Annotated in this window: 18 protein-coding genes and 1 tRNA gene; 12 read left to right on the forward strand and 7 right to left on the reverse strand. The window is 66.9% G+C overall.

Features of this window, described 5'->3' with window-relative positions; all coding sequences use genetic code 11:
• Window positions 1-17 precede the first annotated feature (17 nt).
• From boxC to BRO63_RS23790, 4 genes are all read left to right on the forward strand, one after another.
• Window positions 18-1,676, forward strand: a complete 1,659-nt coding sequence (boxC, locus tag BRO63_RS23775; protein WP_088142169.1) for a 2,3-epoxybenzoyl-CoA dihydrolase — start codon at window positions 18-20, stop codon at window positions 1,674-1,676.
• A 57-nt stretch (window positions 1,677-1,733) separates the two neighbouring features.
• Window positions 1,734-3,161, forward strand: a complete 1,428-nt coding sequence (gene boxB / locus BRO63_RS23780) for a benzoyl-CoA 2,3-epoxidase subunit BoxB (RefSeq protein ID WP_088142170.1) — start codon at window positions 1,734-1,736, stop codon at window positions 3,159-3,161.
• 54 nt (window positions 3,162-3,215) lie between these two features.
• Entirely contained in the window at window positions 3,216-4,451 is a 1,236-nt protein-coding gene (gene boxA, locus BRO63_RS23785; RefSeq protein ID WP_088142171.1) for a benzoyl-CoA 2,3-epoxidase subunit BoxA, read from the forward strand.
• 68 nt (window positions 4,452-4,519) lie between these two features.
• Window positions 4,520-4,963 carry a MaoC family dehydratase gene (locus tag BRO63_RS23790; protein WP_088142172.1) on the forward strand — a complete coding sequence of 148 codons (444 nt, stop codon included), beginning with the start codon at window positions 4,520-4,522 and terminating at the stop codon, window positions 4,961-4,963.
• 10 nt (window positions 4,964-4,973) lie between these two features.
• Here BRO63_RS23790 and BRO63_RS23795 read toward each other — a convergent pair whose 3' ends face one another.
• The 4 genes from BRO63_RS23795 to BRO63_RS23810 all read right to left on the reverse strand — a co-directional run bounded on the left by BRO63_RS23795 (window position 4,974) and on the right by BRO63_RS23810 (window position 9,596).
• Window positions 4,974-5,960, reverse strand: coding sequence for a TRAP transporter substrate-binding protein (locus BRO63_RS23795; RefSeq protein ID WP_088142173.1), 987 nt, complete (start codon window positions 5,958-5,960; stop codon window positions 4,974-4,976).
• Window positions 5,961-6,127: 167 nt separating this feature from the next.
• Entirely contained in the window at window positions 6,128-6,481 is a 354-nt protein-coding gene (locus tag BRO63_RS23800) for a nuclear transport factor 2 family protein (protein ID WP_088142174.1), read from the reverse strand.
• Window positions 6,482-6,606: 125 nt separating this feature from the next.
• Window positions 6,607-7,800 carry an acyl-CoA dehydrogenase gene (locus tag BRO63_RS23805; protein ID WP_088142175.1) on the reverse strand — a complete coding sequence of 398 codons (1,194 nt, stop codon included), beginning with the start codon at window positions 7,798-7,800 and terminating at the stop codon, window positions 6,607-6,609.
• Window positions 7,801-7,913: 113 nt separating this feature from the next.
• Window positions 7,914-9,596: a thiamine pyrophosphate-binding protein gene (locus tag BRO63_RS23810; RefSeq protein ID WP_088142213.1), complete on the reverse strand. Its 1,683-nt coding sequence runs from the start codon at window positions 9,594-9,596 to the stop codon at window positions 7,914-7,916.
• Between the two features lie 185 nt (window positions 9,597-9,781).
• Between BRO63_RS23810 and BRO63_RS23815 the strand changes: the two genes are divergently transcribed.
• The 4 genes from BRO63_RS23815 to BRO63_RS23830 all read left to right on the forward strand — a co-directional run bounded on the left by BRO63_RS23815 (window position 9,782) and on the right by BRO63_RS23830 (window position 12,927).
• Entirely contained in the window at window positions 9,782-10,687 is a 906-nt protein-coding gene (locus BRO63_RS23815) for a LysR substrate-binding domain-containing protein (RefSeq protein ID WP_088142214.1), read from the forward strand.
• A gap of 16 nt (window positions 10,688-10,703) precedes the next feature.
• On the forward strand, window positions 10,704-11,687 hold the full coding sequence (gene xerD / locus BRO63_RS23820) for a site-specific tyrosine recombinase XerD (RefSeq protein ID WP_088142176.1): 984 nt from the start codon (window positions 10,704-10,706) through the stop codon (window positions 11,685-11,687).
• 39 nt (window positions 11,688-11,726) lie between these two features.
• Window positions 11,727-12,215 (forward strand): Cys-tRNA(Pro) deacylase, encoded by a 489-nt coding sequence (gene ybaK, locus BRO63_RS23825; RefSeq protein WP_088142177.1) that lies wholly within the window; start codon window positions 11,727-11,729, stop codon window positions 12,213-12,215.
• Window positions 12,216-12,348: 133 nt separating this feature from the next.
• Window positions 12,349-12,927 carry a DJ-1/PfpI family protein gene (locus BRO63_RS23830; RefSeq protein ID WP_054451405.1) on the forward strand — a complete coding sequence of 193 codons (579 nt, stop codon included), beginning with the start codon at window positions 12,349-12,351 and terminating at the stop codon, window positions 12,925-12,927.
• A gap of 70 nt (window positions 12,928-12,997) precedes the next feature.
• Here BRO63_RS23830 and adhP read toward each other — a convergent pair whose 3' ends face one another.
• On the reverse strand, window positions 12,998-14,023 hold the full coding sequence (gene adhP, locus BRO63_RS23835; protein ID WP_088142178.1) for an alcohol dehydrogenase AdhP: 1,026 nt from the start codon (window positions 14,021-14,023) through the stop codon (window positions 12,998-13,000).
• Window positions 14,024-14,245: 222 nt separating this feature from the next.
• On the opposite strand from adhP, the gene BRO63_RS23840 reads away from it, so the two are divergent.
• A complete protein-coding gene (locus tag BRO63_RS23840) occupies window positions 14,246-14,632 on the forward strand; it encodes a ribbon-helix-helix domain-containing protein (protein ID WP_054451398.1) in 387 nt (128 codons plus the stop codon).
• Between the two features lie 95 nt (window positions 14,633-14,727).
• On the opposite strand, the gene pbpG is transcribed toward BRO63_RS23840, so the two are convergent.
• Together pbpG and BRO63_RS23850 are read right to left on the reverse strand one after the other, a co-directional pair.
• Window positions 14,728-15,927, reverse strand: a complete 1,200-nt coding sequence (gene pbpG / locus BRO63_RS23845; RefSeq protein ID WP_256943396.1) for a D-alanyl-D-alanine endopeptidase — start codon at window positions 15,925-15,927, stop codon at window positions 14,728-14,730.
• A 375-nt stretch (window positions 15,928-16,302) separates the two neighbouring features.
• A tRNA-Arg gene (locus tag BRO63_RS23850) sits at window positions 16,303-16,377 on the reverse strand.
• Window positions 16,378-16,687: 310 nt separating this feature from the next.
• On the opposite strand from BRO63_RS23850, the gene BRO63_RS23855 reads away from it, so the two are divergent.
• The 3 genes from BRO63_RS23855 to BRO63_RS23860 all read left to right on the forward strand — a co-directional run bounded on the left by BRO63_RS23855 (window position 16,688) and on the right by BRO63_RS23860 (window position 20,816).
• Entirely contained in the window at window positions 16,688-17,887 is a 1,200-nt protein-coding gene (locus BRO63_RS23855) for an MFS transporter (protein ID WP_088142179.1), read from the forward strand.
• A 13-nt stretch (window positions 17,888-17,900) separates the two neighbouring features.
• Window positions 17,901-18,065, forward strand: coding sequence for a hypothetical protein (locus BRO63_RS34310; RefSeq protein WP_179215202.1), 165 nt, complete (start codon window positions 17,901-17,903; stop codon window positions 18,063-18,065).
• An 87-nt stretch (window positions 18,066-18,152) separates the two neighbouring features.
• Complete coding sequence (locus BRO63_RS23860) at window positions 18,153-20,816, forward strand: PD-(D/E)XK nuclease family protein (RefSeq protein ID WP_088142180.1); 2,664 nt, start codon at window positions 18,153-18,155, stop codon at window positions 20,814-20,816.
• The last annotated feature ends 1 nt before the right edge of the window (window position 20,817 follow it).

A 20,817-nucleotide genomic window follows, 5' to 3' on the forward strand; every position in this document is an offset into this window, starting at 1 on the left:
GTCCGAGGAGACACACTATGAGCAGCACCCTCAACCGGGTTGATTTCCGGACCGACCCCGAGCAGTACCGCCATTGGCGCCTGAGCTTCGACGGCGCGGTCGCCACGCTGGCCATGGATGTCGCCGAGGACGGCGGCCTGCGTCCGGGCTACAAGCTGAAGCTGAATTCCTACGACCTGGGCGTGGACATCGAACTGCACGACGCCTTGCAGCGCATCCGCTTCGAACATCCGGAAGTGCGCACGGTGGTCGTGACCAGCATGAAGGACCGCATCTTCTGTTCCGGCGCCAATATCTTCATGCTGGGCCTGTCCTCGCACGCCTGGAAGGTGAACTTCTGCAAGTTCACCAACGAAACCCGCAACGGCATCGAGGATTCCAGCCGCCACAGCGGCCTGAAGTTCATCGCCGCGCTCAACGGCGCCTGCGCCGGGGGCGGCTACGAGCTGGCGCTGGCCTGCGACGAGATCATGCTGATCGACGACCGCTCGTCCGCGGTCGCGCTGCCCGAGGTGCCGCTGCTGGGCGTGCTGCCGGGCACCGGCGGCCTGACCCGCGTGACCGACAAGCGCCGCGTGCGCCATGACCACGCGGACATCTTCTGCACCCTGGTCGAGGGCGTGCGCGGCCAGCGCGCCAAGGATTGGCGCCTGGTGGACGACGTGGTCAAGCCGGCCCGCTTCGAGGAGGCCGTGCGCGAACGCGCGCAGGCGCTGGCGCAGGGCAGCGACCGCCCGGCGGGCGAGCAGGGCATTGCGCTGACGCCGGTGCAGCGCACGGAAAGCGCCGACGCCCTGTCCTACCGCTATGTGGACATCCAGCTGGACCGCGACAAGCGCCAAGCCACCTGGACGGTGCGCGCGCCCGAGGGCGCGGTGCAAACCGGATTGCAGGACATCGTCGCCGCGGGCGCGGCCTGGTGGCCGCTGCAGATGGCGCGCGAACTGGACGACGCCATCCTGACCATGCGCACCAACGAGCTGGACATCGGCACCTGGATCATCAAGACCGAAGGCGATGCCGCGCTGGTGCTGGCCGCCGACGCCGCGCTCCAACAGCATGCGGACCACTGGTTCGTGCGCGAAACCGCCGGCATGCTGCGCCGCACGCTGGCGCGCCTGGACGTGACCTCGCGCAGCCTGTTCGCGCTGATCGAGCCGGGCTCCTGCTTTGCCGGCACCCTGCTCGAACTGGCGCTGGCCGCCGACCGCAGCTACATGCTGGACAACGAGGACGAATCCGCGCCCGCGCAGATCGTGGTGGGCGAACGCAATTTCGGCGCCTATCCGCTGGTCAACGGCCAGAGCCGCCTGCAACGCCGCTTCTATGAAGAGGAGACGCCCCTGGAAGCGGTGCGCGCGCGCACCGGCCAGCCGCTGTCGGCCACCGAAGCGCTGGAGCTGGGCCTGGTCACCTATGCGCCCGACAACATCGATTGGGACGACGAGGTGCGCATGATGCTGGAAGAGCGCCGCGCGCTGTCGCCCGACGCCCTGACCGGCCTGGAAGCCAACCTGCGCTTCGGCGGACAGGAAACCATGGAGACCCGCATCTTCGGCCGCCTCACCGCCTGGCAGAACTGGATCTTCAACCGCCCCAACGCCGCCGGCGACAAGGGCGCGCTCAAGCTCTACGGCAAGGGCGAACAGGCCGCATTCGACTGGAACCGGGTCTGACGGCCCCGCGATACCGCGCCGCGTGTATGCGGCCCACCCAAGGAACAGGAGCGAGACATGTCTGGCATCAACTACACCGATAAGATCCCCAACAACGTCAATCTGTCCGGCGACCGCACCTTGCAGCGCGCGCTGGAACATTGGCAGCCCAACTACCTGCAGTGGTGGCAGGACATGGGACCCGACGGCTCCCACGGCTTCGACGTCTACCTGCGCACGGCGGTCAGCGTGCAGCCCGACGGCTGGGCGCACTTCGATCACGTCAAGATGCCGGACTATCGCTGGGGCATCTTCCTGGCGCCGCAGGACGGGCAGCGCAAGATCCATTTCGGCGAGAACATGGGCCGCGACGTCTGGCAGGACGTGCCCGGCGAGCACCGCGCCAACCTGCGCCGCATCATCGTCACGCAGGGCGATACCGAGCCGGCCTCGATCGAGCAGCAGCGCCACCTGGGCCTGACCGCGCCCTCGCAGTACGACCTGCGCAACCTGTTCCAGATCAACGTCGAGGAAGGCCGCCACCTGTGGGCCATGGTCTACCTGCTGCACCGCTACTTCGGCCGCGATGGCCGCGAAGAGGCCGACGCGCTGTTGCAACGCAGTTCGGGGGATTCCGACAACCCGCGCATCCTGGGCGCGTTCAACGAGAAGACGCCGGATTGGCTGGCCTTCTACATGTTTACCTACTTCACCGACCGCGACGGCAAGTTCCAGCTGTGCGCACTGGCGGAATCCAGCTTCGATCCCTTGGCGCGCACCACCAAGTTCATGCTGACCGAGGAAGCGCACCATATGTTCGTGGGCGAATCCGGCATCTCGCGCGTCATCCAGCGCACCTGCGAGGTCATGAACCAGTTGAAGACCGATGACCCGGCAAGCGTGCGCGCCGCAGGCGTGATCGACCTGCCCACCATCCAGCGCTACCTGAATTTCCACTACAGCGTCACCATCGACCTGTTCGGCGCGGATCAGTCGTCCAACGCCGCGATCTTCTACGGCTCCGGCCTGAAAGGCCGCTACGAAGAGAGCAAGCGCACCGACGACCACCAGCTGAAGAACGACACCTACCGCGTGCTGACCGTGGAAAACGGCAGGCTGCGCGAGATCGAGGTGCCGATGCTGAACGCCCTGAACGAAGTGCTGCGCGACGACTTCATCCGCGATTCGGTCGCTGGCATCGGACGCTGGAACAAGGTCATCGAAAAGAGCGGCCTGCCGTTCCGGCTGCAAGTGCCGCACAAGGCCTTCAACCGCCAGATCGGCACGCTGGCCGGCATCCGCATGTCGCCCGAAGGCGAGATCCTCTCCGAATCGCAATGGCAGGCCAACAGCCACAAATGGCTGCCCACGCCCGAGGACCGCGCCTTCGTCGCATCGCTGATGGGCCGCGTCACCGAGCCGGGCAAGTTCGCCAACTGGATCGCGCCGCCGGTCATGGGCGTCAACCGCCAGCCGGTGAATTTCGAGTACGTCCGTTTCAACTAAAGCGGGGCGGCGGCCGTTTCCGCGGCCGCCTACCGGAGCATGGGGTAGACCGAGATGAACGCTCCCTTACCAGCAGAAGTCCTGAAGCAGCACTTGATCGATCCCGAGATCTGCATCCGCTGCAATACCTGCGAAGAAACCTGTCCGATCAAGGCGATCAGCCACGACTCGAACAACTACGTGGTGGATCCCGAGATCTGCAACGGCTGCATGGCCTGCGTGCCGCCTTGCCCCACCGGGGCGATCGACAACTGGCGCCTGATGGTGCGCGCCGAGGCTTATGGCGTGCAGGAGCAGTTGGGCTGGGAAGAGCTGCCCGGCGAGAAGGCGCTGCCGGAAACGGCTGCCGCTGCGCCGGCTGGCGATGAACCTGATGCGCTGCAGCCTGCCGCGCCCGCGCCGTCCGCCGCGCCCGGCGCGACGGTCCCGCCCTGGTCCGCCGCCCATCCCTACGTCAATCTGTACACGCACAAGACGCCGATGACGGCGACCGTGGTCGGCAACTACCGCGTGACCGGCGCCGACACGGAAAGTGACATCCACCATATCGTGCTCGACTTCGGCGAGCTGCCGTTTCCCGTGCTGGAAGGGCAGTCCATCGGCATCCTGCCGCCGGGCGTGGATGCGCAGGGCCGGGCGCATCACGCGCGCCAGTACTCGCTGGCCAGCCCGCGCGACGGCGAGCGGGCCGGCTACAACAATCTTTCCCTGACGGTGAAGCGCGTCACCGAGGATCACGCGGGCGCGGCCGCCCATGGGGTGTGCTCGAACTACCTGTGCGACCTGGCCAAGAACGACAAGGTGCAGGTGATAGGTCCGTTCGGCCATACTTTCCTGATGCCCAACCATCCGCGCGCCAATCTCATCATGATCTGCACCGGCACGGGTTCGGCGCCCATGCGCGCCATGACGGAACGCTACCGCCGCCGCATCGAGACCGGTGAAAATGGCCGGCTGCTGCTGTTCTTCGGCGCGCGCACCGAGCGCGAATTGCCATACTTCGGGCCGCTGATGAAGCTGCCGCGCGACTTCATCGACATCAACCTGGCGCTGTCGCGCGAAGCCGGGCAACCCAAGCGCTACGTGCAGGACCTGATCCGCGACCGCGCGGGCGCGGTGCGGGAACTGCTGGCGGACCGCAATACCTGCATCTACGTGTGCGGCCTGAAGGGCATGGAAGTGGGCGTGCTGGACGCCCTGCGCGACGTGACGGTGCAAGCGGGCCAGGATTGGTCTATCCTGCATGATGCGTTGCGCCGTGAAGGGCGCCTGCATTTCGAAACGTACTGAATCCACAAACATGCGTGGCAATCGGCGCGCCATGGCGCGCCGATTGCATTTGCGGGGGGAGTCCATACATGAAGTTCGCCGAGTTCAAGGACGGCATGGTCATCAAGGGCGGTCCGGTCACCCTGACGGAAGCCGAGATCCTGGAGTTCGCACGCAAGTTCGATCCCCAGTGGTTCCACACCGATCCCAAGCGTGCATCCGAAGGCCGCTGGGGCGGGCTGATCGCCAGCGGCTGGCACACCTGCGCGCTGGCCATGCGCATGGCCGTGGAAGCGGCGCTGCACGATTCCGAATCGTTTGGTTCACCCGGCCTGGGCGAGGTGCGCTGGCGTACGCCGGTGCGCCCAGGCGACACCCTGCGCCTCGAAGCGCGCGTGCAAGGCGTACGCACCTCGTCGTCGCGCCCGGACCTGGGCATCATCACCTGGGCCTGGACGGTCCTGAACCAGCACGACGAGGGCGTGCTGGAACTGGACGCGACCAGCCTGTTCGACCTGTCGGGCGAAAACTGAGGCCGGCCGTCTAGCGCTTGCCCGTCTGCTTCAGGATGGCGGCGGCTTCAGGACCGGCCGCTGCCTTCCAGTTCTTGACCGAGTCCGCCGCAGCATCCTTCAGGGCGCGGCGCACGGGCAGGGGCACCGACGTATTGATCGCCACGCCGTTCTTGCGCATGTTGGCGTAGTTCTGCTGCAGACGCCCGTCGATGCGCTTCCATTGTTCGGTTTCGGTCTGCGCCGCCGCCTGGTCGATGGCGCGGCGCGTGCGCGCGTCCAGCGCCTGATAAGCCTGCAGGTTCATCGTCGCCACCGAGATCGGCATGGCGTAGTTGATCTCCGCGAAGTTGGGCAGGTGCTCCCAGAGCTTGCGGCCCGCGCCGCCGTCGCCCGACGACAGCACCGCGTTCACCTCGCCCGAGGCGATCAGCGGCATCGCGTCCGCGAAGGAAATGTTCTGGGCGCGGGCGCCGGCCTTCTGCATGACGTCCTGCGACGTGGCGTCGTAGGTGCGGATGCTCAGCTTCTTCAAGGCCGCGACGCTGTCCAGCTTCTGCTTGGACCAGATGCCGGACGCCGGCCACGGCGTGGTGTAGAGCAGCTTCTGTCCATGCTCCGCCAGCAGCTTTTCATAGGCGGGGCGGGCGGCCTTGTTGAGGTTGCGGGCCTTGGACAGCGAGTCCGCCAGAAACGGCAGGGACGACACGCCGAACAAGGGGTATTTGGTGGCCAACGCGCCGGCGAAGGCATCGCCCGCATCCACCTTGCGCGCTTGCACCGCATCGATCATGTCGGCCGACTTGATCCCCTTGGACGCGTCAAAGCTGGCGTCGATGACCACATTGCCCGCCGTCTTGGCGCGGACCAGTTCGGCAAAGGTGGACACGCCTTGTCCGGGCATGGAGGTGGCCGGGTACTCGGTGGCCATCGTAAGGGTGGTGGCGGCGTAGGCGCCATGCGCCATGAACGCCATGGCGATGCCTGTCATCAGGCGGAGGGTGGGACAGCCTTGCATGCGCGGCTCCTGGGCTTGGTGGGAAACCTGGCCGTGACACGCGGGAAGGCGCGGGAGCGCCCGGGCTTGTGCCTGGCCGATGCCGCCAAGCGTACGGCGAGTGCCAGGGCTCGCCTATACGGGCTTTCGGCAATGCGCGGACTGTTGGGTCGGCGGCCGCGCGCTTCCTACGTGATGGGCTGGCCGTGCATCTTCAGGAAAGACAACTTGTCCCAGTAACCCCGTTGGAAGACGATCCTGCCGCCGCGCACGGTGAAGAAGCCGCAGCCGCGCAGCCCCAGGGGATCGCGCCACTCCAGCGCCGCAACCTCGCCGGCTTCATGGATCATCTCCACGATGCAGGTCATGTCGGCCTGGGCAAACTCGCGTTCGAACATCGCGCGTATGGCCTCGCGACCGACGATGGGCTCCTGGGTGACCTGGTGGTTCACTGCTGCTGCATCGTAAAGCTCGGCCAGGCCAGCGGCATCGGCGGCATTGAACCGTAAGACCCATTCTTCGACCAGTTGCCGCGGAGTCATGTGTGTTTCCTTTTTGGGGAGGGCGGACTTATGTTGTAAACGAAATGCAGGCACATTGCCGATAGCGGGAGCTGGGCAAAAAAAAACCGCCCCGAAGGGCGGTTTCGTCGGAACCGATCAAGCGATCAATAGAACGCCTGGATGCCGGTCTGCGCACGGCCCAGGATCAGGGCGTGCACGTCGTGGGTGCCTTCGTAGGTGTTGACCACTTCCAGGTTCACCAGGTGGCGGGCCACGCCGAACTCGTCGGAGATGCCGTTGCCGCCGAGCATGTCGCGCGCCAGGCGGGCGATGTCCAGCGCCTTGCCGCAGGAGTTGCGCTTCATGATCGAGGTGATTTCGACGGCGGCGGTGCCTTCGTCCTTCATGCGGCCCAGGCGCAGGCAGCCTTGCAGGGCCAGCGTGATTTCGGTCTGCATGTCGGCCAGCTTCTTCTGGATCAGCTGGTTGGCGGCCAGCGGGCGGCCGAATTGCTTGCGGTCCAGCGTGTACTGGCGGGCGGTGTGCCAGCAGGCTTCGGCGGCGCCGACGGCACCCCAGGCGATGCCGTAACGGGCCGAGTTCAGGCAGGTGAACGGACCCTTCAGGCCGGACACGCCGGGCATCATCTGGTCAGCGGACACTTCCACTTCGTCCATGACGATTTCGCCGGTGATCGAGGCGCGCAGGCCGACCTTGCCGTGGATGGCCGGAGCCGACAGGCCTTTCATGCCCTTTTCCAGGATGAAGCCGCGGATCTTGCCGTCGAAGTCGCCGCCGACGCACTTGGCCCACACCACGAAGACATCGGCGATGGGGGAGTTGGTGATCCACATCTTGTTGCCGGAAATCTTGTAGCCGTCGGACGTCTTGACGGCGCGGGTTTCCATGCCGCCGGGGTCGGAACCGTGATTCGGTTCGGTCAGGCCGAAGCAGCCGATCCACTCGCCGCGGGCCAGCTTGGGCAGGTACTTCTTCTTCTGCTCTTCGCTGCCGAATTCATTGATCGGCACCATCACCAGCGACGACTGCACGCTCATCATGGAGCGGTAGCCGGAGTCGATGCGTTCGACTTCGCGGGCGATCAGGCCGTAGCTGACGTAGTTCAGGCCGGCGCCGCCGTATTCGACGGGGATGGTGGCGCCCAGCAGGCCCAGTTCGCCCATTTCGGAGAAGATGGCCGGGTCGGTCTGTTCGTTGCGGAAGGCGTTCAGCACGCGCGGAGCGAGCTTGTCCTGCGAATAGGCCAGGGCGGCGTCGCGCACCATGCGTTCTTCGTCGGTCAGTTGCTGGTCCAGCAACAGGGGGTCTTGCCAGTGAAAGGAAGGATTCGAGGACATGCTGGGTCTCCGCTATGGATTTCGGAATGCTAGAAAGTTTAAACCTAAAATAATTCGGGCGGCAAGCGGCGAATGGAACGGCGGGCGCGCGGCGCCCCCGTTCCGTCCCGCCTTCAGTGCTGCGCCTTGAGCGCCGCGTCGCGGATTTTTTCCAGGGTCGTGCCCGGGGTGATGGTTTCCGGATCGATGAAGCAGTGCAGGATGGCCGGCTTGCCGCTGGCCAGGGCGCGTTCGAAAGCCGGACCGAACTGCTCGGTGGTCTCGACGCGTTCGCCGTGGCCGCCGAAGGCGCGCGCATAGTCGGCGAAATCCGGATTCTTCAGCTCGGTCGCGGAAATGCGGCCGGGGTAATGCTTTTCCTGGTGCATGCGGATCGTGCCGTACATGCCGTTGTCCACCAGCACCACGACGATGGGCAGGTCGTACTGCACCGCGGTCGCGAATTCCTGGCCGTGCATCAGGAAGCAGCCGTCGCCGGCAAAGCAGACCACGGTCTTGTCCGGCGACACGCGCTTGGCGCCCACGGCCGCGGGCAGGCCGTAGCCCATGGAGCCCGACGTCGGCGCCAATTGCGTGCCGTAGCGCGTAAAGCGGTGGAAGCGGTGCAGCCAGGTGGCGTAGTTGCCGGCGCCGTTGGTCATGATGGCGTCGGCCGGCAGCGTCTTTTCCAGATAGGCCATGACCTGGCCCATCTGCAGCGCGCCGGGGGTGGCGATGGCGCTGGGGTCGCTCCATTTCAGGTAGGACTCGCGCATGGCCTGCGTGCCGGCGGCCCAGGCGGGCTGGGCCGGCGCCTTCAGGCCGGCCAGCGCCTGCGCGAAGGCGGCGGGCGAGGTATTGATGGCCAGGGTGGGGCGGTAGACGCGGCCCAGCTCGGCGGTATCGGGGTGCACGTGCACCAGCTTCTGCTTGGGCACGGGAATGTCCAGCAGCGTGTAGGCCTGGCTGGGGTTTTCCGACATGCGGCCGCCCACCAGCAGGATCAGGTCCGCGTCGGCGACGCGCTTGAGCAGCGCCGGGTTGATGCCCAGGCCCACGTCGCCGATGAAGCAGGGGTGGTTGGCCGGGAACAGCATCTGGCGGCGGAAGGACACGGCCGTGGGCAGCGCATGGCGCTGCGCAAAATCGGCGAATTGCTGCACCGCGCGGGCGTCCCAGCGCGTGCCGCCCAGGATGGCGACCGGACTTTTGGCCTCGGCCAGCAGCTTTTCCAGGTCGGCCAACTGGCCGGCCGTGGGGGCGGAATCAATGACTTCGTAGCGCGGCGCGTCGGCGACCTTGGCGGCTTCGACCAGCATGTCTTCCGGCAGCGCGATCACGACCGGGCCGGGACGGCCCGAGGTGGCGATGTGGAAGGCGCGCGAAACCAGTTCGGGGATGCGCTCGACCTGGTCGATCTCGGTGACCCACTTGGCCTGCGTGCCGAACACGGCGCGGTAATCCATTTCCTGGAAGGCCTCGCGTTCGCGCATGCCGCGCTCGATCTGGCCGACGAAGAGGATCAGGGGGGTGGAGTCCTGCTTGGCGATGTGTACGCCGGCCAGCGCGTTGGACGCGCCCGGGCCGCGGGTCACCATGCAGATGCCGGGTTCGCCGGTCAGCTTGCCGTGGGCGTCGGCCATCATGGCCGCGCCGCCTTCCTGGCGGCACACCGTGACCTTGATGTCCGCATCGTGCAGGCCGTCCAGCACCGCCAGATAGCTTTCGCCGGGAACGCAGAAAACGTGTTTGACGCCCTGTGCAACCAACTGGTCGACCAGGATGTGTCCGCCAAGGCGGGATTCTTGCTGGGACATGGGGGTAGTGGTCATGATGAGCCGAGGTTAGGACATCCGAGCATAATGTTCCTTGATCGCACAATGCAATTGATAAAATTGCACAATCTATTGACCCACCGGCACGAGCTGCCATGCTGCGCCGCGGCAAGATCCGCGCGGCGCGGCAGCGGCGGCGCCCGCCGGCACCTGGCGGTTCCCGCGATATGAGAAACGGCATTCCCAACCTGAGCGCCTTGCAGGCGTTTGAAGCGTCAGCCCGTCTGGGCAGCTTTTCCCGAGCAGCCGAGGAATTGTCCCTGACGCACAGCGCCGTCTACCGCCAGGTGGCCAGCCTGGAGGCGCGCCTGGGTGTGCAGCTGTTCACCCGGGTGCGGCGGCGCATCGTGCTGACCGACCACGGGGCGGAATACGCCGGCCGCATCCGCCACCATTTGGACCAGATCGAAAAAGACACCTTCGGCCTGGTCAGCCGTACCGGCATGGGCCGCAGCATCCACATCGCCGTGGTGCCCACGCTGGCGACGACCTGGCTGATTCCGCGCCTGGCGGACTTCCAGCGCGAGCATGGCGACATCACCGTCAGCCTGTCCGTGCGCACGCTGCCGTTCCAGTTCAAGGACCAGCCCTTCGACGGCGCCCTGTACCACGGGGACGGATTGTGGCCGGGCACCCAGGGCGTGCTGTTGTTCCCCGAACGCGAATTGGTGCCGGTGTGCGCGCCGGAGCTGGCGGCGCGCACGCCGGAGCCCGGCGCCAGCGCCTTGTCCGGCATGACCCATCTGCACCTGGCTTCGCGGCCGGACGCCTGGCGCCAGTGGTACGCGGCCAATAGCCATCTCTATGGCCCGCACGCCGCAGGCGGGCCGCGCTACGAGCTTTTCACCATGGTGATGGCGGCGGTGCAGGCCGGCCTGGGCGTCGGGCTGATGCCGCGTTTCCTGGCCCAGCCCGCGCTGGACCAGGGCACGCTGGCGATGCCCGTGCCGCAATCCCTGGCGGTCAGCCAGGGCTATTACTTCGGCTATCCCCAGCGCAGCGAACGCTCCGAGGCGCTCAAGCTGTTCGAGAGCTGGCTGAAGTCCACCGCCGCGGGTGTGGGTGGACGCTGAGCCGTAGAATCCAGGCATGCCCGCGACCCGCCCCCCGCTTGAATCCCAGGCCGATATCGACGCCTTCATCGACGCCGTCTGGCTGGAAGACGGCCTGTCGGCCAATACCCTGGCCGCCTACCGGCGCGACCTGACCGGCTTTGCCCGCTGGCTGGAAGACCCCGAAGCCTACGCGCGCGAGATGGCCGACCGCCACGGCGATGCGGCGCAGGCCCACGCGCTGCCAGCGGGGCCGGCCAAGCCCTTGCGCGATGCCGGCAAGGCGGACATCGAAGCCTGGTTCGCCTTCCGCCACGAGGAAACCCGCGCCACCACCGCCAACCGCAGGCTGGCCGCGCTGCGCCGCTTCTACGCCTGGGCTTTGCGCGAACACCGCGCCGAGCGCGATCCCTGCCTGACCCTGATCGCCGCCAAGCAGCCGCCGCGCCTGCCCAAGACCCTGTCCGAGCAGCAGGTGGACGCCCTGCTGCGCGCGCCCGACCTGGAACAGGCCCGCGGCCTGCGCGACCGCGCCATGCTGGAAACGCTGTACGCAACCGGCCTGCGCGTGTCCGAGCTGGTGGGCGTGCGCACGCTGGACGTGAGCTTGAACGAAGGCGTGGTGCGGGTGGTGCTGGGCAAGGGCGGCAAGGACCGGCTGGTGCCCCTGGGCGCGGAGGCCGCGCATTGGATCGACCGTTACCTGAAGTCCGGGCGACCGGAATTGGCGGCCGGGCGCGTGAGCGACGCGCTCTTCATCACAGGGCGGGCCGAAGCCATGTCGCGCCAGGCTTTCTGGCAGCTGGTGAAGAAATACGCCCTGCTGGCGGACGTGCGCGCGCCGCTGTCGCCGCACGTGCTGCGCCATGCCTTCGCCACGCACCTGCTGAACCATGGCGCCGATCTGCGCGTGGTGCAGATGCTGCTGGGCCACGCCGACATCTCCACCACGCAGATCTACACGCACGTCGCGCGCGAACGCCTGAAGGCGCTGCACGCGGCGCACCATCCCCGCGGCTAGCCGGCACGCGCCGTTTCAAAATTCTCTTCACGCATAACCATGAGCAAAGCCCGCCACGTTTCCGAAACGCCCGCCACCCAGTTCCTCAAGCAGAACAAGGTGACGTACACGGAACACACCTATGACTACGTCGACCACGGCGGCGCGGGCGAAGCCGCGCGCCAGCTGGGCCTGGATCCGCATGCGGTGGTAAAGACCCTGGTGATGGAGGACGAGTCCGCCAAGCCCCTGATCGTGGTCATGCACGGCGACCGCGAAGTCTCCACCAAGAACCTGGCGCGCCAGGCTGGACTGAAGCGCGTCGAGCCCTGCAAGCCCGAGGTGGCGCAGCGCCATTCGGGCTACCAGGTAGGCGGCACTTCGCCATTCGGCACGCGCAAGAAGATGCCGGTGTGGGTCGAGGCCGAAGTGCTGGATTACCCGGTGGTCTATATCAACGGCGGGCGGCGCGGCTATCTGATCGGCATAGACCCCAAGGTGCTGGTGACGCTGCTGGGCGCCAAGGGCGTGTCGGTCGCGCTGGAGTAGGGCGCTTGCGCGCGCGTGGTATTCCCATACCACCACCCCGGCCGAAGGCGGCGCCACAATAGGGGCGTAGATCAAGAACCGGAGCCCGGCCACGGGCGCTGAACCGGCTTTCCGCCATCCCTGGGAGACAAACATGAGCAAGCGACTGTTGATGCTGGTCGGCGACTACGCCGAGGACTACGAAACCATGGTGCCGTATCAGACCCTGCTGACGGTGGGGCACACGGTGCACGCGGTATGCCCGGACAAGAAGGCGGGCGACACCATCGCCACCGCCATCCACGATTTCGAGGGCGCGCAGACCTACACGGAAAAACGCGGCCACAATTTCGCGCTGAACTACGACTTCGATCGCGTCGAGCCGTCGTCCTACGACGGCCTGGTGATTCCGGGCGGCCGCGCGCCGGAATACCTGCGCCTGAACGAAAAGGTGCTGGACATCGTGCGTGCCTTCGACAAGGCCGGCAAGCCCATCGCGGCGGTGTGCCACGGCGCGCAATTGCTGGCCGCGGCGGGCATCCTGAAGGGCCGCACCTGCTCCGCCTATCCCGCATGCGCGCCGGAAGTGCGCCTGGCGGGCGGCACCTATGCCGAGATTGGCATCGACCAGGCCTACACCGACGGCAATCTGGTGACGGCGCCGGCCTGGCCCGCGCATCCGGCCTGGATGTCGCAATTCCTGGCGGTGCTGGGCACCAAGATCACGCCCTGATCTCCAAGGCCAAAAAGCGCCAGGGCTGCAAGCGTGCAGCCCTGGCGCTTTTCCTTGCGTGGCTAGGCGATCAGGCGAAATCGAGCACGATGCGGCCTTCGATCTGGCCTCGGCGCATGCGGTCGAACACGTTGTTGATGTTCTCCAGGCTTTCGGTGGCGACGGTGGCGTGCACCTTGCCCTCTTCGGCGAACTGCAGCGATTCCTGCAGGTCCAGGCGCGAGCCCACGATGGAGCCGCGCACGGTGACGCCGTTGAGCACCATGTCGAAGATCGACAGCGGGAAGTCGCCCGGCGGCAGCCCGTTGAGCGCCACGGTGCCGCCGCGCCGCACCATGCCCAGCGCCTGCTCGAAGGCCTTGGGCGACACCGCCGTGATCAGCGCGCCGTGAGCGCCGCCGATCTCGCGCTTCAGGTAGGCGGCCGGATCGGTGGTTTTGGCGTTGACCGTGACCTCGGCGCCCAGGCGGCGGGCGAAGTCCAGCTTGGCGTCGTCGATGTCCACCGCGGCGACGTTCAGGCCCATGGCCTTGGCGTATTGCACCGCCATGTGGCCCAGTCCGCCGATGCCGGAAATGACCACCCAGTTGCCCGGACGGGTATCCGTCATCTTCAGGCCCTTGTAGACGGTGACGCCGGCGCACAGCACCGGCGCAATGTCGACGAAGCTGACGTTCTTGGGCAGCAGGCCCACGTAGTCGGCCGCGGCCAGCGCATATTCGGCGAAGCCGCCGTTCACCGAGTAGCCGGCATTCTGCTGCTGTTCGCACAGCGTTTCCCAACCGCCCAGGCAGTGCTCGCAGTGTCCGCAGGCGGAATACAGCCAGGGAATGCCGACGCGGTCGCCTTCCTTCACGTGGGTTACGCCCGCGCCCACCGCCACCACGTGGCCGACGCCTTCGTGGCCGGGAATGAAGGGCGGGTTGGGTTTGACGGGCCAGTCGCCTTCGACCGCGTGCAGGTCGGTATGGCACACGCCGCAGGCTTCGATCTTCACCAGCAATTCGCCCGGACCCGGGCGCGGCACCGCGACCTCTTCGATTGCCAGGGGCTTGCCGAATGCTCGAGCAACCGCCGCTTTCATGGTTTTATCCATCACTGCCTCCGAAGTCTGATCAAGATTCCTTATGCTCGAACGTGGGCGCCTTCCCAGCCATGATTTATATCAACGGAGGGGCTGTCCGCTGACGCCGGAAACGTGTGGTTGCAGAAAGAGGCCGGCCGCCGCGTCTTGCCGGGGCCGCGGCAAACGGCGTACAGTCGGCGCTAGGCCTCCCGGCCCAGGCCCAAGGTCCCGTCCCGAGTTCCAGGAGCTCCCATGTGTGAAATCTTCATCCGCGCCAGCGAGCAGTCCTACGCGCCGGAAACCCGTTCGCTGCGGCTGCACGGCGTGGCCACCAGCCTGCGGCTGGAACAGCTGTTCTGGCAGGTATTGGAAGAAATCGCCGGCCGCGACGGCATGCGCGTGACGCAGCTGATCGAACGCTTGTACGACGAATTGATCGAGTACCGCGGCGAGGCCGCCAATTTCACCTCGTTCCTGCGCGTGTGCTGCCTGCGCTACCAACTGCTGCAGGCAGAGGGCCGCATTCCCCTGGACGCAGCCGTCCCGATCCGTTCGCTCAACCCGCAGGCCGTGCTGGAAGGCCTGCCGCCCACACTGTACGACGCCCAGCCTTTGCGGCCGAAACGCAAGGCTGCATAAACGGCCACACTGGCTGTCGCTGCCGCGACGCCAAAAAGCAAAGGGCCCGAATCTTCGGGCCCTTTGTTCATGTGGCAGCGTAGCGCGGCCGGCGTTCAGCCGCCAGACTGGATCGACGCCATCGCCACTTCGTTCTGCACGATGCGGCGGATGCGCACCGCATCGCCGATGCGCGAGAGCTTGCCTTGCGAATCCAGCAGCACGATGGCCAGGTCGCGGCCGTTGATGCGGGCCAGCATGACCAGGCATTCGCCCGCTTCGTTGATGTAGCCGGTCTTGGACACCTTGATGTCCCAGTCGGGCTTGCGCACCAGCAGGTTGGTGTTGCGGAAGGTCTGCGTGCGGTTGTTGACCTCGACGTCGTACTCGGTATCGGTGGAGTAGCGGTGGATCAGCGGGCGTTGCGAGGCCGCGCGTAGCAGGCGGGCCAGGTCGTGCGGCGACGAGACGTTGTCGCTGGACAGGCCGGTGGGTTCGATGAAGCGGGTGCTGGTCATGCCCAGCGCCTGCGCCTTGGCGTTCATGGCGGCCACGAAAGCGGGCAGGCCGCCCGGATAGTGGCGGCCCAGCGCGTTGGCGGCGCGGTTTTCGGACGACATCAGCGCCAAATGCAGCATGTCGCCGCGCGTCAGCTTGGTGCCCACGCGCAGGCGCGACGTGGTGTGCTTGAGGCCGTCGACGTCGTCGTCGGTGATCTCCAGCATTTCGTCCATGGGCAGGTTGGCGTCGACCACGACCACGGCGGTCATCAGCTTCGAGATGGAAGCGATGGGACGCACCACGTTTTCATTCTTGGCGAAGATGACCGTGGACGTTTCCAGGTCCTGCACGTAGGCGGTGCTGGAACGCAGGGCGGCGACTTCGGCGCGCATCGACGCAGCGGGCGGCGGCATGGCGGCCGAACCCAGCACGGCGGTGGCGGCGGCGCGTTGCGCGCGAGAGGGCTTGTTCGGCTTGCCGTTCTTGCCGGCGGCCGCGCCCTTCTTGGGCGGCGTGCCCTTGGCGGCGACCTGCTTGCCGCCCTTGGGGGCGGCGGCTTTCTTGCCGGAGGAGGATTTTGGGGGAGCCTTTTTGGCGGAAGAGGCGGCTTGTTTGCCCGAGGCGCTCTTGCCGGAGCTGGCCTTGGGGGCCGGAGCCTTCTTCGCTTGTTGCGCCTTGCAGGCCGACGACTTGGCGTTGGTCTTGCAAGGGTCCGTATTCTTCGCGGCTTGCGCGGCGGGGGGCAGGAGCGCGCACACCGCCAGCGCCACCGGCGCTATCGCGTTCGCAATCGCACGTTTCCAGGGAAATGCCATGGTTTGAGCTGGCTTGTCAGTCTGTCAGTAAATGTTTCTTAAGCCGGCGTTTCGTCGGGTCAGGAAAAGTCCAGATGAATTAGAGGCTTACGCGTCGAATTTAAACAGCAATTTCAAGTTGCGCGCAAGGCGATTCGATATCATCGTTCAAAAAAATATTAGTGACGTATTGACGTGGCTTCAATTCGTCACAAGACAAGTCCGAGAAGCTAACGGTACGCCGCGCGTGAGCGTAGCCCGGATTAACCCTCATCCGGCTGAATGCGAGGTTTTTGTCCTGGGCGCCCACGGCAAAACGCACTCATAAAAAGTGCGGCGGCGTCATGAGAATAGGAAACATGCTGGGGAAGAAAGCGTCGGAGCCGACGCCAAGGATGGCCTCGCCGGGTGGAATCGAACCACCAATTGACCCTTAGGAGGGGCCGGTTATATCCATTTAACTACGGCGAGACTATTTCCGATCAGGCGGCAGGGTCGGTCGAAGAGACCGCGCCTGCTCACTAAGGCCTTGATATTGCTGCGAATCTTCCGGTCCTGAGTTTATCACCGGGGACAGGGGATTCGGCGCAGGACGCAAGTCTATCAGCAGGCGGCGCAAGCCCCAAATCCGGTGCCCGCGGCCCGACGCCGCGAACCCGGCCCCCGACGTGGCTATTCCCGGAGCCCGCGGGCTATTTGTATATGATGTCCGAGTCCTGCGCCGCGCGCCGGACCGTCCCGAGGAGGGGGCGGCGAACCAAAACAACGAAAAACGGGTTTCATGTCTAACCAAACCGATACGAATTTCACCCGTACCCTGATCGTGGGCACGCTGGTCGTGCTGCTCGCCATGGGGGTACGCGCCACCTTTGGGCTCTTCATGCAGCCGATGGGCCTGGCGCAGGGCTGGGGGCGCGAAGTGTTCTCCATGGCCTTCGCGCTGCAGAACCTGGTGTGGGGCGTGGCCTGTATCTTCATGGGCATCCTGGCCGACCGCTACGGCTCGGGCCGCACCATCGCGCTGGGCGCGGTGCTGTACATGCTGGGCATGATAGGCACGCGCTTCGCCACCGACGAAGCCACGTTGTACCTGACTGCCGGCGTGCTGGTCGGGCTGGGCCAGGCCGGCACCACCTTTCCCGTGATCCTGCCCGTGGTGGCCCGCGCCGTGCCGCCGGCCTACCGCAGCACGGCCATGGGCATCGCCAGCGCTGGCGGCTCCCTGGGCCAGTTTGCCGTGGTGCCCACGGGCCAGGTGCTGATCAGCGGCCTGGACTGGCCGGGCGCCTTGTGGGTGCTGTCGCTCTTTGTCGCTTGCGGCGCGCCCCTGGCCTATTTCCTGCGCGGACGTCCGCAAGCCCATAGCGGGCCGCAGCAATCGCTGGCCTCGGCGGTCAAGCAGGCGGTGCGCCACCCCTCGTTCCACTTCCTGTTCTGGAGCTATTTCGTCTGCGGCTTCCATACCGCCTTCATCACGCTGCACCTGCCGGCCTACGTCACCGACGGCGGCCTGAGCGCGGGGCAGGGCGCGACCGCCATCGCGCTGATCGGCCTGTTCAACGTGCTGGGTTCGTTCTATGCCGGCAAGCTGGGCGGCAAGTACAGCAAGAAGCGTCTCCTGGCCGTGGTGTACGGCATGCGCGCCTTCGGCATCCTGTTGCTGCTGTGGATGCCGCTGTCGCCATGGGTGCTGTATGCCTTCGCGGCGTGGATGGGCTTGTTCTGGCTCGGAACCGTGCCGCTCACGCAGGGCCTGATCGGCCAGATCTACGGGCTGCGCTATGCGGCCACGCTGTCCGGCATCGTCTTCCTGGGCCACCAACTGGGCAGCTTCATCGGCGTGTGGCTGGGCGGATACGCCTACGCCAAGACCGGCAACTACGACGCTGTCTGGTGGCTGGGCGTGGCGCTGGCCATCATTGCCGCGCTGTTGTGCCTGCCGGTGCGCGAACAACCCGTGGCCCAGCCGGCCGCGGCCTGAGACGCGGCCGCCCATGAAATCTTCGACTCCCTCCGCATCCGCCGCGCGCCGCCATCGCGGCTGGCGGGTTGCGGGCGCGCTGGCCCTGGTCGCCGTCATGGGCCTGGCGTTCTGGGGCTACACCACGCCGGAAATGCAGATCCACTGGGAAAACCTGGCCGCGCTCTGCGGCTTCTAGACGCGTTTTCCGCTCGGCCTCGCGGTATCCTACGGCGGTATTTCTTCCCTCATCGCGCGCGCTCTTGAGCGGGCGCTCCGGATACCCATGCAGGACTCATCGCCTTCCTATTCCGATCTATCGCTGCCGGACATCGGCGGCATGCCTGCCGCCGACACGCTGGTGCTGACGGTGAACAACCGCCTGTCGCGCCGCCTCACGCTGGAGCTGGCAGGCCTGTTGCGCCAGGAGCGCCAGGTCAGCGAATTGCCGCGCATCCTGCCGCTGTCCGCCTGGCTGGCCGATGCCGCCAATGAACTCGCGTTCGAGGCCGATGACGACGTGCCGGCCTACCGGCTGGACAGCTTCGCCACGCAGCTGGTGTGGACCGAGGCGATCCGCGCCGAAGAAGCCGAACGCGTGCTGCTGGACGCGAGCCAGGCCGCGCGCTTGTCGATGGATGCGGACCTGCTGATGGACGAGTGGGAGCTGCAGGTGCCGTCGGGCGCGGACACCGATGAATACCGCGGCTTTGCGAAATGGCGTGCGCGCTACCACCAGGCGCTGGCCGGCATCGATGCCGAGGACGCGAACCAGGGCTACGCGCGCGTGCTGCGGGCGCTGGAGGACGGGCGCCTGCCCGTGCCGCGGCAACTGGTGCTGGCAGGGTTCACGGACATGTCGCCGCGATTCCGCCGGCTGCTGCAGGCCTTTGAAGCACAAGGCGCCGAAGTCTCGCAGTGGCGCGATGCGCAGCGCATCGAAACCGCGGCGCGGCGGTTTGAAGCCGCGGATCAAGGCGCGGAATGGCGCGCCGCCGCGGCTTGGGCGGCCGAGCGCCTGAAGGCGCATCCCCATGGCCGCTACGCCATCGTCTCGCCCCAGCTGGAGGCGGAATCGCCTTTCGCGCGGCGGGTGCTGAGCCAGGCCCTGGCCGGGCACGGGGGCGAAGCCGCGTACGCCTTCAACGTGGCGGTGGGCCGGCCCTTGAACGAGTGGCCCATGGCGCGCGCCGCGCTGGCATGGCTGCGCGCCCTGGCCGAATGCGCGCCGGGCAAGGGCTGCGGCGTCGAGGTGCTGGGCGCGGCTTTGTCGGGCGGGCATTGCGCGGGCGATGTGCGCGACCGCGCGCGGCTGGCCTCGATCGACGCGCGCTGGCGCCGCCAGGCGCAACTGCATGTCAGCCCGCAGGATTGGCGCAAGCTGCTGGCGGATCTGCCTGCGCTGGCGCAGGCCTGGAACCAGGCCATGGAGATCTGGACGCAGGGCGGCCGCCAGGCGACTTGCGACGTGTGGATGCTGCGCATGAAGGCCGCGCTGATGGCGCTGGGTTTCCCCGGCGAAGGCGTGCTGGACAGCGTCGGCTATCAGGTGATGGGCGCGCTGGGCGATGCGCTGGGCAGCTTTTCGGCGCTGGCGCCGGCCGCCGGCCGGCTGGGCGGCGTGGCCGCCGTGAATCTGCTGGATAGCGTGGCGCGCTCCGCCTCGTTCCAGCCGCAGCGCGACCCCTCGGCGCGTCTGGACGTGCTGGGTTTGCTGGAGGCCGAGGGCGGTTATTGGGACGGCGTCTGGATGCTGGGCCTGACCGACGACGTGCTGCCCGCGTCGCCCAAGCCCAACCCGCTGCTGCCGCTGGCCGTGCTGCGCCAGGCCAAGGCGCCGCGCGCCACGCCCGAGCGCGAACGCGAGTGGGCCGAGGGCATGTATGCCGCGCTGTGCCGCTGCGCGCCCGAGCTCATCGTCAGCCACGCGCACATGGACGGCGAACGCGAATTGCGCCCATCGCCGCTGATCGCGGCGGCCGCGCTGACGGACTGGACGCCCGCTGTAGCTGAAGCATTGCCCGCCTTGCCGCAGGAATCGCTGGACGATGCGCAGGGGCCCGCGCTGGCCGCCGGCAACCGCGGCGGCGGCGGCCTGGACGTGCTGGACACTCAGGCGCGCAATCCGCTGTGGGCCTTTGTGCGGCATCGCCTGGGTGGCCGCGAAATGGCGCCTTACGCCGATGCGGCGACGGTCAACGTGCGCGGCCAATTCCTGCACAAGGCGCTGGAACTGGTGTGGGGCATGATGCCCGACCAGGACGCGCTGCATGAGGTCATGGCCGAGGGCCGCCTGCCTGCCTTGCTGGAGCAGGCGGTGGCGCAGGCGGCGGACGAGGAATTGAAAGCCTATGCGCCCGCCTTGCGCACGCTGGAATGCCAGCGCGCCCAGGCCGTGCTGGCATCCTGGCTGGACATGGAAGCGCAGCGCCTGCCCTTTGCGGTGGCGCAGGTGGAAAAGAACCATCAATGGCAGCGCGGCGCGCTCAACCTGAAGTTGCGGCTGGACCGCATCGACACGCTGGGCGATGGGCGCAACGTCATCGTGGACTACAAGACCGGCGTGGCGGCGGCCAAACCCGAACCGGACTGGTCGCGCAGCCGCCCCGTGAACGTGCAGCTGCCGTTCTACGCATCGGTGCTGGCGGACGCCGCGGGCGGCGAAGTGGCGGGCCTGGTGCTGGCGCAGATCCACGCGCGGCAGGTCGCCGCGCAGGGCCTGGCCGACGAAGACCTGGGCGTGCCCGGCGTCACGCTGGCCAGCGACAGCAAGTACTTCGACGGGCTGTCCTGGCTGGAGATCCGGCAGCGCTGGCGCACGGCCATCGAAGCGCTGGCCGACGAGTATGCCGCGGGCTACGCGGCCAACGTGGCGTATCGCCGCGACGATCTGAAATACTGCGATGCATTGCCGTTCCTGCGTTTGCATCTGGATGATGAGGACGCATGAC

It is taken from the genome of Achromobacter xylosoxidans (assembly GCF_002192695.1).
Taxonomy (GTDB): domain Bacteria; phylum Pseudomonadota; class Gammaproteobacteria; order Burkholderiales; family Burkholderiaceae_B; genus Achromobacter; species Achromobacter xylosoxidans_C.